The sequence below is a fragment of the Cupriavidus taiwanensis genome, assembly GCF_900250075.1.
GTDB lineage: Bacteria > Pseudomonadota > Gammaproteobacteria > Burkholderiales > Burkholderiaceae > Cupriavidus > Cupriavidus taiwanensis_C.
Genome location: NZ_LT977070.1, coordinates 1,803,343 through 1,815,532 on the forward strand (window position 1 = coordinate 1,803,343; position 12,190 = coordinate 1,815,532).

At 67.4% G+C, this 12,190-nt stretch carries 10 protein-coding genes and 1 tRNA gene; 3 read left to right on the top strand and 8 right to left on the bottom strand.

Annotation, left to right across the window (positions count from 1 at the left end):
• Window positions 1-37: 37 nt before the first annotated feature.
• The 6 genes from CBM2588_RS08390 to CBM2588_RS08415 all read right to left on the bottom strand — a co-directional run bounded on the left by CBM2588_RS08390 (window position 38) and on the right by CBM2588_RS08415 (window position 5,988).
• A complete protein-coding gene (locus tag CBM2588_RS08390) occupies window positions 38-907 on the bottom strand; it encodes a phosphodiesterase (protein WP_115680137.1) in 870 nt (289 codons plus the stop codon).
• Window positions 904-1,989, bottom strand: a complete 1,086-nt coding sequence (locus CBM2588_RS08395; RefSeq protein ID WP_115680138.1) for an ABC transporter ATP-binding protein — start codon at window positions 1,987-1,989, stop codon at window positions 904-906. Before CBM2588_RS08395 ends, CBM2588_RS08390 begins: the two co-directional genes overlap by 4 nt.
• Complete coding sequence (locus CBM2588_RS08400; protein ID WP_115680139.1) at window positions 1,982-2,899, bottom strand: ABC transporter permease; 918 nt, start codon at window positions 2,897-2,899, stop codon at window positions 1,982-1,984. Before CBM2588_RS08400 ends, CBM2588_RS08395 begins: the two co-directional genes overlap by 8 nt.
• Before the next feature lie 8 nt (window positions 2,900-2,907).
• On the bottom strand, window positions 2,908-3,741 hold the full coding sequence (locus CBM2588_RS08405) for an ABC transporter permease (protein WP_115680140.1): 834 nt from the start codon (window positions 3,739-3,741) through the stop codon (window positions 2,908-2,910).
• Between the two features lie 55 nt (window positions 3,742-3,796).
• Window positions 3,797-4,819, bottom strand: a complete 1,023-nt coding sequence (locus CBM2588_RS08410; RefSeq protein WP_115680141.1) for an ABC transporter substrate-binding protein — start codon at window positions 4,817-4,819, stop codon at window positions 3,797-3,799.
• 83 nt (window positions 4,820-4,902) lie between these two features.
• Window positions 4,903-5,988: a LacI family DNA-binding transcriptional regulator gene (locus CBM2588_RS08415; RefSeq protein WP_115680142.1), complete on the bottom strand. Its 1,086-nt coding sequence runs from the start codon at window positions 5,986-5,988 to the stop codon at window positions 4,903-4,905.
• A gap of 342 nt (window positions 5,989-6,330) precedes the next feature.
• On the opposite strand from CBM2588_RS08415, the gene CBM2588_RS08420 reads away from it, so the two are divergent.
• Window positions 6,331-6,407: transfer RNA gene (locus tag CBM2588_RS08420), tRNA-Asp, on the top strand.
• A 152-nt stretch (window positions 6,408-6,559) separates the two neighbouring features.
• Window positions 6,560-8,494: a SurA N-terminal domain-containing protein gene (locus tag CBM2588_RS08425; RefSeq protein ID WP_115680143.1), complete on the top strand. Its 1,935-nt coding sequence runs from the start codon at window positions 6,560-6,562 to the stop codon at window positions 8,492-8,494.
• A 589-nt stretch (window positions 8,495-9,083) separates the two neighbouring features.
• Here the strand turns inward: CBM2588_RS08425 and CBM2588_RS08430 are convergent.
• Window positions 9,084-9,770: an arylesterase gene (locus tag CBM2588_RS08430; protein WP_115680145.1), complete on the bottom strand. Its 687-nt coding sequence runs from the start codon at window positions 9,768-9,770 to the stop codon at window positions 9,084-9,086.
• Between CBM2588_RS08430 and CBM2588_RS08435 the strand changes: the two genes are divergently transcribed.
• A complete protein-coding gene (locus CBM2588_RS08435; protein WP_018005892.1) occupies window positions 9,769-10,467 on the top strand; it encodes an ABC transporter ATP-binding protein in 699 nt (232 codons plus the stop codon). The genes CBM2588_RS08430 and CBM2588_RS08435 overlap by 2 nt on opposite strands.
• 3 nt (window positions 10,468-10,470) lie before the next feature.
• Here the strand turns inward: CBM2588_RS08435 and pgi are convergent, their stop codons facing one another.
• A complete protein-coding gene (gene pgi / locus CBM2588_RS08440) occupies window positions 10,471-12,114 on the bottom strand; it encodes a glucose-6-phosphate isomerase (protein WP_115680146.1) in 1,644 nt (547 codons plus the stop codon).
• Between the last annotated feature and the right edge of the window lie 76 nt (window positions 12,115-12,190).

The window sequence follows — 12,190 nt, forward strand, 5'->3', positions numbered from 1 at the left end:
GTGAGTCCGGCAATGGCGCCGGCTGCCGGGCGGTGCCTCAGTCGATCAGCTTCCCCTGTGCATCGAAGAACGGATACGCAGGTCCGTGGTCCCCGATGGCAACGGCATGGGTGACCAGTCCGTGCACGGGATGCCAACAGTGCAGCAGCAGGCCCGGCGGCTCCATGCGGAAGCGCGAAGCCGCCTGCGGGTCGAGGTCCAGCGCAACCTGGTGCGCCGGGCCGGGCGCGGTCATGGCGATGGTGCCGCCGAAGCGCCGGGTGATATGCCGATGCAGATGGCCGCACAGCACTCGCTCCACCTGTGGATGGCGCCGCACCACGGCCTCGAGCAGCGCGGCGTTTTCCAGGCCCTGCCGGTCCATATGGCCGATGCCGGTGTGGAAAGGCGGGTGATGCAGCATCAGCAGGGTCGGGCGCTGCGGCGCGGCGGCCAGCGCGGCTTCCAGCCATGGCAGCGCATCCGGATCCACGCGCCCGCCGCTTTGGCCGGGGACGGTGCAGTCGAAGGCGATCAGCGTCAGGGGCCCCGCGTCGATGCGGTAATGGACCGGGGCGTCGGCATCGCCCGCGGCGAACAGATAGGCGTGATCGGCGTGATCTGCGAATACGCGGCGCAGTGCGGCGCGGCTGTCGTGATTGCCCGGCATCAGCCGCACCGGCATCGGCAAGGATTCAAGGATCGCTCGCAGAAAGCGATATTCATCCTCGCTGCCGAAGTCGACCAGGTCGCCGGTCACCACCGCAACGTCGGGGCGCTGAGGCAACGCCAGCAGCGTGTCGATGCACTGGCGCAGGGCGCCCGCGGTATCCACGCGCCGGTAGGAAAGCCTGCCGCCCGCCTTGATATGCAGGTCCGTGATGTGGGCGACCAGGTAGGGCGTGGCCGGGGGTGCGCTCTGCATCATGCCGCGCTCCCTACTGACACCGAGGGCGCAGCGGGCACCGTCAGCAGATGGCCGGTATCGATGCGCAGGCCAACGCGGTCGCCGGCTACCCAGCGGTCGCGTCGCGCGGTATCGAGCACGATCGGGGCAGGTGCGCCAACATCGACCAGCAGCCGGGTTGCATGGCCAAGGAACAGGGCCGTGACGACACTGCCGGCCACATGGACGTCGGGCGCATTCGGTGCGTCGGCCAGCGCTACGTCCTCGGGCCGGAACATCAGCTCCACCTGCGCCACCTCGATGTGCCGCGGCTCACGCGGCAATGCGCCACCAGGCACGCGCCATACCTGGTGATCCGCAGCCGCCGGCAAGCGATTCATCGTGCCGATGAAGTCCGCGACGAAGGCATTGGCCGGATGCCGGTAGATGTCCTGCGGCGTGCCGCTTTGCGCGATGTGCCCCTTGTCCATCACGATGATCCGGTCGCCAAGCGCCATCGCCTCGGCCTGGTCGTGCGTGACATAGACGGTGGTGATGCGCAGGCTGCGCAGCAGCTGGTTGATGTCGGCGCGCAGCGCATCACGCAGCTTGGCATCGAGCGCCGTCAGCGGTTCGTCCAGCAGCAGCACACGCGGCTGCACGGCGATGGCGCGCGCCAGCGCCACGCGCTGGCGCTGGCCGCCCGACAGCTGGTCGACACGCCGGTTGGCGAAGGTGCCCAGCTGCATCATGGCGAGCATGTCGTCGACCCGACGCCGGCGGGTCTGGGCGTCGACCTTGCGCACGCGCAGGCCATAGCTGATATTCTCGGCCACGGTCATATTGGGGAACAGGGCATAGTTCTGGAACACCATGCCGACGCCGCGCTGCTCGATCGGCAGATGCGTGACCGCTGCGCCGCCGAACAGGATCTCTCCGCCCGTATCGGGAAATTCCAGCCCCGCGATCATCCGCAGCGTGGTGGTCTTGCCGCAACCGGACGGACCGAGCAGCACGACAGTTTCGCCGGCACCGATGTCCAGATCCAGTGGCTCGAGCGCGCGCGTGCCGTCAGGGAACGTCTTGCCGCATTGGCGCAGGGCGATGGGGGTGGGCTCATGCATGGCGGGGTGCCTCCGTCTGTGGCTGGGACTGCGGGGTGCTGTCCGGTCCGGCTGGGGAGTTATGCGAACTGGTGACCGTGGCGAACGGCATGGGCGTGTCCTGTACCGGATGTCGTTGGGCGCGCGCACCCAGCGCGGACACTATTTGCATGATCACCAGCAGCGGAATGATCATCAGGAAAAACACGATGGTGTAGGCAGAGCCGATCTCCAGGCGCATCGAGGCATAGCTGTCGGCGAGTCCGACCGGAAGCGTCTGCGTGGTGGGCGTATGGAGCATCCATGTCAGGTTGAATTCGCCGACCGAAAGCGTCACGACCATCAGCGCGCCGGCGAGTATCCCTTGCCGGCAATTGGGCAGCACCACGGTGAAAAATCGCTGCATGCGTGTCGCGCCGAGGCTGGCGGCGGCGTCCTCGAGCGTGCGGATATCGATGGCGGACATGATGGCCAGCACCGAGCGCACCATGAAGGGCAGGGTGAACAGCACATGCCCGATCAGGATAAAGACCCAACTAGTGCGCAGCCATGGCAGGCCCCCATACAGCAGGATCAGGCCGAGTGCCGTCGCAAGTCCGGGGATCGCCACCGGCAGCATCAGCAGTTCTTCGATCAGCCGGGTCACGCGGCTGCGGCGCAGCGCCATGTAATAGGCGGCTGGAACGCCGAGCACCAGCGTGCAGGCCAGGCACGCCAGCGCGATCCATAGCGACAGGAAGATGGTGTTGCGGTACAGGCCCCACACTTCCTCGACCCAGCGCGTGGTCAGGCCGCTCTGCAGCCCGACGAAGATATTGCTGGTGAGTCCGGCCAGCACCGACAGCGCTACGGGGACGGTCATGAACGCGCAAACGGCGAGGGTCAGCGCGAGTTGCGCCCAATAGGCGGAGCCGCGACGGTTGGTCTTCATGCTTGCTCCTACGCGGTGGCGGCAACCGCGTTGCCGGAAAGATGGCGCGCCACCGCCAGCAGCGCCCAGGTCACGACCCCGAGCAGGATGGACAGTGCGGCGGCCATGCCGAAGTTGGCGTAGTTGGTGAACTCGTTGTAGATGGTGAGCGGCAGCACATCGAGTTGCGTGGCCAGGGTGAAGGCGGTGCCGAACGCGCCCATGCTGGTGGCGAAGCAGATCGCGCCGCTGGAGATCAGGGCCGGCATCAGCGCCGGCAGCATCACGTCGCGCACCACGCGCCACCGGCCGGCGCCCAGTGAGCGGGCCGCTTCCTCCAGCGAGGCGTCGAGTTTTTCGACCGCCGCCATCACGGTCAGGATCACGCGTGGAATGGAGAAATACAGGTAGCCGACAAACAACCCGGCCATGCCATAAGCAAAGGTCCAGCGCTCGCCGGCGAGCAGGTCGCCCACCGATGCGAGCAGGCCGTTGCGGCCGCCCAGCATGATGACCATGAACCCGATCACCACGCCGGGAAAGGCCAGCGGAAAGGTCAGCATGGCGACCAGCACCGGCTTGCCCGGCACCGGATGCCGCTGCAGGAAGGTCCCCGCCACGCCCGCGATTGCAAGCGTGGCCAGCGTCACCGAGGCCGACAACAGTACCGTGGACAGCAGGCTGTGCAGGTAGCGCGGGCTGGACAGCACGGTCCAGTAGACTCCCGCTCCGCTTTCCCCCGCCACGCTGACCGCCAGCAATTTGGCCATCGGCAGGCAGAAGAACGCCAGGAAAACGATCAGCGCCGGCAGGGCGAAGACGATCAGCGTGCGGGCGGTTGGCGCAGTGGTGCGACGGCGCATGGGTTTCTCCATCTTGAGAGGGGCTGGCCGGGGCGACGCGCGCCCCGGCGCGGCGTCAGCGCACTTCCTTCAGGTACTGGTCGCTGAAGGCCTTTTGTGCTTCGGCCATCTTGCCGTAGTCGATGGTCTTCGCGCGCGCATAGTCCGAGGCGGGCAGGAAGCGGGATTCCACTTCCTTCGACACGGCCTTGGCCCGTACCGGGCGCAGATAGGCATTGGCCCACAGCGACTGGCCGGCATCGGACAGCACGAAGTCGAGCACCTTGCGGGCTTCAGCAGGATGCGGCGCCTTGTTGACCATGCTCATGACGTAGGGCACCACCAGCGAGCCCTCCCGGGGAATCACGAAGGCAACGTTGGCGCGATCCTTGTAGCGCGCGCGATAGGCGTTGAAGTCGTAGTCCAGCAGGATCGGGATTTCACCGGACAGCACGCGCGCGTACGCGGTCTGCTTCGGCACGATGGGCTGGTTCTTCTGCAGGTCCTTGAAGAACTTGAGGGCCGGGCCGAAGTTGTCCAGCGAGCCGCCCAGGGCCTGGTTGATCGCCACCGCGCCAACATAGCCGACAAAGGCGCTGGCCGGGTCGAGATAGCCAACCATGCCCTTGTACTCGGGCTTCTGCAGGTCGGCCCATGACTGCGGCACCGGTTTGCCGCGCAACGCGTCGACATTGACCATCAGGCCCAGCGTGCCCGAATGGATGGCAAACCAGTGGCCCTGCGGATCCTTCAGGCCGTCGGGGATGTCATTCCAGTTGGCAGGCTTGTAGGGTGCCGTCACGCCTTCCTTCTGCGCCTGGATGCCGAACGTCACGCCGTAATACACCACGTCGGCCACCGGATTGGCCTTTTCCGCGACGATCTGGGCCAGCGACTGGCCCGAGTTCTTGTTGTCGTGCGGCACCGTGACGCCGGTCTTCTCCTTGATCGCGCGGATCTGCGCTGCCCAGTCCGCCCATTCCGGCGGGCAGTTGTAGCAGATTGCCGTTTGCGCGGCCGCGGCGTGGCTGAATACGACCGCGCCAATCGTGGGCAGCAGCCAGCGCAAGCGGCGCAGCCAGGACGAAGTCGATTGCATGATTCACTCCTTTTCTAGATACGACGGTGGTGGAAAACGGCGTAGGACGAGGCGATGTCGGCGCTGCTTTGGTTGCAGTGCTGCTAGGCCGGCGGCCCGACGGTAGCGCCTTCGCGCAGCGCGTGCGGCAGCAGCGTCGCGCGCGGCATGCGGGGGCCAGGCGCGGCCCCGGCGCTGGCGGGCTCCAGCCGCGCCAGCAGGCAGCCCAGCGCACGCGCACCGATCTCGTTGTTGGGCTGGGCCACAGTGGACAGCGGCGGTTCCAGCAACTGGCCGAGTTCGATGCCGTCGTAGCCGAGCACGGATACATCGCCGGGCACGGACAGCCCCAGGCGCTTCAGGATGGAAATCACACCGATCGCCAGCATGTCGTTGGTACAAAACAGCGCGGTGGGCGCGGATGGCGCTGTGACGAATCGCCGGATGCGCTCGACCTCCGCCGGCGTGTGCGTGGGCGTATGGGCTGGCAGGGACAGCGGCGGCAAGGGCTGCAGGCCATGCGCGCGCATCGCGTCCTGGTAACCCATGTGGCGCTGCCTGGCGCGGTCCGACGCGACGAAGGCGCCGGACACCACCGAAATGCGCCGATGCCCGGCAGCGATCAGCGTCTCGACGCCGGCGCGCGCGCTGACGCGGTTGTCCACCGATACCGAATAGCGTTGGCCCCGGCGCGCTGCCTGGTTGTACGCCAGGACATAAGGCACGCCTTCGGCATCCAGCTGGTCCAGCACCGCGCTGCGGGCGGCATCGGCCACCGTCAGCACCATGCCGTCGACGCGGTGACGCAGCAGATATTCGATCCGCTCGCGTTCGCGGGCCGGGTCGTAGCGGCTGGTCACGAGCATCAGCGAATAGCCTTGCGCCAGCGCCGCCTCCTCGATGCCGTGCCAGCATTCGGCAAACACGGCGTTCTCGAGCGTCGGCAGCATGACCCCGACGATGCGCGAGCGCTGGGCCCGCAGCTTGGCACCCAGCAGGTTGGGGCGGAAGCCAAGCTCACCCGCCGCCTGCAATACGCGCCCGGCGGTGTCCTGGCGGACCAGCTCCGGATTGCTGAACACACGCGAGGCGGTCGCCAGCGACACGCCCGCGGCCCTGGCGACATTGACCAGGGTCGCGCCATTGGAGGGCGCGGGCGAAGCGGCGAGGGAGGTGGCGTTGCGGCGCATTCGGCAGGAATCGGGTTCAGTGCAGGAGCTGGTGCAGGAGAAAATGAAAACGTTTTCATTCAAGCCGCAAAAAAACGGGTGTCAAGGACAACCGTTGGTGCGGTGCGCCGCAAGTCAACCGGCGTGGCTGTGCAAGTGGCCTGGATGGCCGAACGAGGGCCATTGTGCGGGGCGCAAGTGACAGCGGGATGACACCAGTGGGCGGGGACCGGCCACGGACCCTTCGCACGGGCGCCAAATTAAACGTGTCCCCGTATTGCGCTGCTCCGGCAACATACGCTATAGTTCGGCCTCTCTGCTGCAGCGCAGGTACGAAAGCAGTCTGCAGCAGGCACCGACACAGGAGTGGTAGTTCAGTCGGTTAGAATACCGGCCTGTCACGCCGGGGGTCGCGGGTTCGAGTCCCGTCCACTCCGCCAGTATCAAGAAACGCCCGCATCGCGGGCGTTTTTCATTTGCGCCATGGCCTCGCTCCGCCATGTTCGCCACCCTGCACAAAGGGCGCTTGCCCACCGGCTCCTGATAGAATCGCGGAGTTTGTCTTTCGTGCCAATCCACTACCCGAATCCGCATGCTTGATTTCGTACGCAACAACCGGCGCCTGATGCTCTTGCTGCTGCTGGTGCTTGTTTTCCCGTCGTTCGTGTTCTTCGGCGTGGAAAGCTATTCGCGCTTCATGGACAGCTCGCACGATGCCGCCAAGGTCGACGGCCGTGCCATCAGCGTGCAGGAGGTCGACAACGTGGTGCGCGACCAGAGCGAGCGCGCGCGCCAGATCCTGGGCGCCAACTATGATCCGCGCCAGTTCGAGGGCCCGGAGGCGCGCAAGGCCGTGCTCGAGCAACTGATCCAGCAACGCGTGATGGCCAATGCGGTGACCAGCGAGCACCTGACGGTGTCGGACGCCAGGCTGCTCGAAGAGATCAGCAACCTGCCGGCGATCGCGCAGCTGCCGCGCGGCAAGGACGGCAAGATCGACGACAAGGCTTACCTGCAGCTGCTGCAGTCGCAGGGCATGACGCCCGAGCAGTTCGATGCGCGCATGCGCTTCGAGCTGGCCACGCAGCAGCTGGGCGGGTCGATTGCCGCGACCGCGTTCGTGCCGAAGTCGCTGATCGAGCGCCTGATGGCGGTGCGCGACCAGCAGCGCGAGGTGCAGGCGCTGATGTTCAAGCCGGCCGGCTACACGGCCAAGGTGCAGCCCGACGCCGCCGCGCTGAAAGCCTACTATGACAGCCACCAGCAGGACTTCTCGGTGCCCGAGCAGGCCAAGGTCGAATACCTGGTGCTGTCGGGCGAGGCCCTGGCCGCGTCGCAGGCGGTGACGCCGGAAGAGCTGAAGTCGTACTACGAAAGCAATATCGCGCGCTTCCGCGTCGACGAGCAGCGCCGCGCCAGCCACATCCTGATCAGCGCGCCGAAGGACGCGCCGGCGGCGCAGCGCCAGGCCGCCAAGGACAAGGCGGCCAAGCTGCTGGAAGAAGTGCGCAAGCAGCCGGACAGCTTCGCCGAGGTGGCGCGCAAGAACTCGCAAGACCCGGGTTCGGCCGCGAAGGGCGGCGACCTCGGCTTCATGGGCCGCGGCGCGCTGGTCAAGCCGTTCGAGGACGCCATGTACGCGCTCAAGGAAGGCCAGATCAGCGACGTGGTCGAGACCGACTTCGGCTACCACATCATCAAGCTGACCGGCACCAAGCCCGCCGAAACCAGGCCGCTCGAGGCCGTGCGCACGGAGCTGGAAGCCGAGCTGCGCAAGCAGTTCGCCGACAAGAAGTTTGCCGAGCAGGCGGATGCCTTCGGCAATACCGTCTACGAGCAGGCCGACAGCCTCAAGCCCGCCGCCGACAAGTTCAAGCTGACCATCCAGACCGCCGACAACGTCACGCGCCAGCCGAATCCGGCGCTGGGCGCGCAGAGCCCGCTGAACAACGAGAAGCTGCTCAAGGCGCTGTTCAGCGACGACGCGGTCAAGAACAAGCGCAACACCGAAGCCGTGCAGGTTGCGCCGAACACGCTGGTGGCCGCGCGCATCGTCGCGTACCGCCCGGCGACCGTGCGCAAGTTCGAGGAAGTCGAAGCGCAGGTGCGCGAAGGCTATGTCGCGCAGCAGGCCGCGGCGCTGGCGCGCAAGGATGGCGAGGCGCGACTGGCCGCGCTGAAGCAGGCAGACAGTGCCGAGGGCTTCGGCGCGGTGCAGACGGTGTCGCGCACCAAGGCCGAGGGCATGACGCCGCAGGCCGTGGAAGCCGTGATGCGCGCCGATGCCGCCAAGCTGCCGGCGCTGGTCGGTGTCGACCTGGGCGCGCAGGGCTATGCGGTCTATCGCATCACCAAGGTCAGCCAGCCGCCGCAGGCCGATCCAGCCCGCCGCCAGGCCGAGGCACAGCAGCTGGCGCAACTGGCCGGCCAGACCGACCTGCAGGCCTTCTATGAAAGCCTGAAGGCCCGCTCCAAGGTCAAGCTGCTGACGCCGGCCGGCGCGACGCAGGAGCAGGGCGCGGAGTGATGGGCGCCAGGCCGGCGCCACAGCGGCCACGCCTGAATCAAAAACCCCTGCCAATGCGGCAGGGGTTTTTTTATAGTGGATCGCCGAATTCCGGGCAATGATGTGGGCGCGCGCGGATGGATGCGGTGGACTTCGTCGATGCGCTGGCCCTCTCCCCCGCCCCTCTCCCGCAAGCGGGAGAGGGGAGCAAACAAGCGGGAGGAAACACGCTGTTGGGATCGCACGCGACAGCGCCGTGCGAGCGCAGCGACGCACTCCGTGCCAGAGCCGTAGACCTGAGATAGGGAGCGCGCGCAGCGCAGCCGAAGGCGTCCCACCAACAACGCAGTTAGAAGGCTGCCACCGACCTGAAGTCGGGTTCGTCCATCCGACCTCGAACGTCAGGCACCTCCAGGTAGCGTCAGCAGGGTGGAACCACCAATCGTAGAACCGCGAGTCACCACCGCTGGAACCACTAACGCCGCCTTAGCCAGCCGCTCAGGCGACGCGCTCTTTGCCTCCTTTCTGTCGCTCGGACAGAAAGGAGGTCGCCGGCTGCGCCGGCGAAACAGCCGCGCCCGCCAAGCAAGACAACCCAATCACAACCCCCTCACTTGCCCTCGCTTCTCCTCAGCAGTGGCTTGAGCTGCGGCCACACCGTGTCGAGCAATGCCGGCTGCGCCGCCGCGGTCGGATGAATGCGGTCCGGCTGGAACCAGTCCTGCCGCGCGATCACCTGGTCAAGGAAGAAAGGCACCAGCCGCACCTTGTATTCGCCCGCCAGCCTGGGATAGAGCGAAACGAACTTTTCGGTGTAGTCCTGGCCATAGTTGGGCGGGATGCGCATGCCGATCAGCAATACGCTGGCGCCGGCCTGTTGCGCGGTGGTGACCAGGTTGCGCAGGTTGGCCTCGGTGGTGTGCAGTGGCAAGCCGCGCAGCGCGTCGTTGGCGCCGAGCTCGATCACCACGATGGCGGGACGGTGCCGCGACAGCAGGTCGGGCAGGCGGGTCTTGCCGCCGATGGTGGTCTCGCCGCTGATGCTGGCATTGACGACGCTATAATCGAAGCGCTCCTGCCGCAGCCGGTCCTGCAGCAGCGTGACCCAGCCCGCGCCGCGCGCGATGCCGTATTCGGCCGACAGGCTGTCGCCCAGTACCAGCAGCGCGGGGGCGCTGGCCCGGGCCGCGGTCTTGGCCGGAGCCTGGGCCCGCGCCGGTCCGGCAGCCGCAATTGCCAGCGCCATGCCGGCTGCCAGCAGCAGCCTGCGCTTTTTCCCTCGGATCCCTATATCCATGTCTTCTTCCATTCTTGCAGTCGAATCCCTTGGAAAGACCGTAGCCGACACGACCGGTTCGCTGACGATTTTGCACGACGTGACGTTTTCCGTCACGCCGGGCGAAACGCTCGCCATCGTGGGCGCGTCCGGATCCGGCAAGTCGACGCTGCTGGGGCTGCTGGCGGGGCTGGACCTGCCCAGCACCGGCACGGTGCGGCTGCAGGGACAGGACCTGTATGCGCTGGACGAGGACCAGCGCGCCGCGGTGCGCGGCCGGCATGTCGGCTTCGTGTTCCAGTCTTTCCAGCTGGTGGGCCACCTGACCGCGCTGGAGAATGTGATGCTGCCGCTGGAACTGCGCGGCGAAACCGCGCAGGTGCGCGAGCGCGCCGTCGACATGCTGCAGCGCGTGGGGCTGGGCGCGCGCCTGGGCCACTACCCGCGCACGCTGTCGGGCGGCGAGCAGCAGCGCGTGGCGCTGGCGCGCGCCTTCGTGGCCCGGCCCGACATCCTGTTCGCCGATGAACCGACCGGCAGCCTCGATACCGCCACCGGCGAAGCGGTGATCGCGCTGATGTTCGAGCTGAACCGCGATGCCGGCTCGACGCTGGTGCTGGTCACGCACGACCGCTCGGTGGCGTCGCGCTGCGGGCGCGTGCTGACCATCGACGCCGGCCGCGTGGCCAGCGACGAATGGATCGGCCTTGAGGTCTAGCGGCTAGCTGGCCGCGCCCGCCTGCAGCACCGCGCGGGCACGCGCGATCAGCGCGGCGGTGGAGGCATCGTGCTGGCCGGTGGCGGTGCCGGCCAGTTCGGCCTCGATCGGCCGGGCCAGGATCTTGCCCAGTTCGACGCCCCACTGGTCGAACGAGTTGATGCGCCACACCACGCCCTGCACGAAGGTGCGGTGCTCGTACAGCGCAATCAGCGCCCCCAGCACATTGGGCGTCAGGTCCTCCATCAGCAGCGTGTTGCTGGGGCGGTTGCCGTCGAACACCATATGCGCGATGCGCACCTCGTCCTTCAGCCCGGCGGCGCGCAGCTCGTCGGCGCTGCGCCCGCGCATCAGCGCCTCGGCCTGGGCGAAGCAATTGGCCAGCAGCTTGGCGTGATGGCCCGGCAGCCGGCGCGGCGGCACCAGCGGCGCGACGAAATCCACCGGCACCACCTGCGAACCCTGGTGGATCTGCTGGAAGTACGCGTGCTGGCCGTTGGTGCCGGCCGTGCCCCACACCACCGGCGAGGTATGCGTGCGGATGGGCTGGCCGTCGAGCTGCACGGACTTGCCGTTGCTCTCCATCTCCAGCTGCTGCAGGAAGGCGGGAAACAGCTCCAGCGAGGTGGAATAGGGCGCCATGCAGCTGGTCGGCAGGTTCCAGAAATTGCGGTACCAGATGCCCAGCATGCCGAGGATCACCGGCATGTTGCGCTCCAGCGGCGCGCTGCGGAAATGCTCGTCCATCGCGCGCCCGCCGGCGAGGAGGTCGACAAAGGCATCGAAGCCCACCGCCAGCGTGATCGACAGGCCCACCGACGACCACAGCGAAAAGCGCCCGCCGATCCAGTCCCAGAACTCGAACATATTGGCCGGGTCGATGCCGAACTCGCGCACCGCCTCGGTATTGGTCGAGACCGCGACGAAGTGCTTGGCCAGGTCCTGCTCGGCCACGCCGCCGGCGACAAACCACGCGCGCGCGCTGTGCGCGTTTGCCATGGTCTCGAGCGTGGTGAAGGTCTTGGAGCAGACGATCACCAGGGTGCGCTGGGGATCGAGCCGCACCAGGGTCTCGGCGAGGTCGGTGCCGTCGACATTGGAGACGAAGTGCATGCGCGGCGCGGTGTTGCCATCCGCATCGGCGAGATGCGACAGCGCCCGGCACACCATGCGCGGCCCCAGGTCGGAACCGCCGATGCCGATGTTGATGACATCGGTGATGCGCTCGCCGGTCGCACCCTTCCAGGCGCCGCTGCGCACGCGCGCGGAGAAGTCGCGCATGCGCGCCAGGACCTGCTGGATGGCCGGCACCACGGCTTCGCCGTCGACCTTGTAGCCGGCGCCGGCGGGGGCGCGCAGGGCCACGTGCAGGGCGGCGCGGTCTTCGGTGGTGTTGATATGCTCGCCCGCGAACATCGCGTCGCGACGGCGGGTGACGCCGGCCTCGGCCGCGAGTTGCATCAGCAGGCTCATGGTCTGCTGGGTGATGCGGTTCTTCGAGTAGTCGAGATAGAGGCCGGCGGCCTCGAGCGAGCATTGCGCGACGCGCTGTGCGCCTTCGCGATCGAACCAGTCGCGCATCCGGGCGTCGCGAAGGGTGTCATGGTGCCGCAGCAGGGCGTTCCAGGCGTGAAGGTCAGTGGGCATGCAGGACTGGGCGTGCAGGACTAGCGGGGTTGCGGGGCGCGAGCCGCGTGGCATTGCCGGCTTGCAAGACGGAGCG

Coding starts and splice junctions, on each gene's coding strand:
- CBM2588_RS08390 (WP_115680137.1), bottom strand. CDS start 907: ATGATGCAGAGCGCACCCCCGGCCACGCCCTACCTGGTCGCCCACATC.
- CBM2588_RS08395 (WP_115680138.1), bottom strand. CDS start 1,989: ATGCATGAGCCCACCCCCATCGCCCTGCGCCAATGCGGCAAGACGTTC.
- CBM2588_RS08400 (WP_115680139.1), bottom strand. CDS start 2,899: ATGAAGACCAACCGTCGCGGCTCCGCCTATTGGGCGCAACTCGCGCTG.
- CBM2588_RS08405 (WP_115680140.1), bottom strand. CDS start 3,741: ATGCGCCGTCGCACCACTGCGCCAACCGCCCGCACGCTGATCGTCTTC.
- CBM2588_RS08410 (WP_115680141.1), bottom strand. CDS start 4,819: ATGCAATCGACTTCGTCCTGGCTGCGCCGCTTGCGCTGGCTGCTGCCC.
- CBM2588_RS08415 (WP_115680142.1), bottom strand. CDS start 5,988: ATGCGCCGCAACGCCACCTCCCTCGCCGCTTCGCCCGCGCCCTCCAAT.
- CBM2588_RS08425 (WP_115680143.1), top strand. CDS start 6,560: ATGCTTGATTTCGTACGCAACAACCGGCGCCTGATGCTCTTGCTGCTG.
- CBM2588_RS08435 (WP_018005892.1), top strand. CDS start 9,769: ATGTCTTCTTCCATTCTTGCAGTCGAATCCCTTGGAAAGACCGTAGCC.
- CBM2588_RS08430 (WP_115680145.1), bottom strand. CDS start 9,770: ATGGATATAGGGATCCGAGGGAAAAAGCGCAGGCTGCTGCTGGCAGCC.
- pgi (WP_115680146.1), bottom strand. CDS start 12,114: ATGCCCACTGACCTTCACGCCTGGAACGCCCTGCTGCGGCACCATGAC.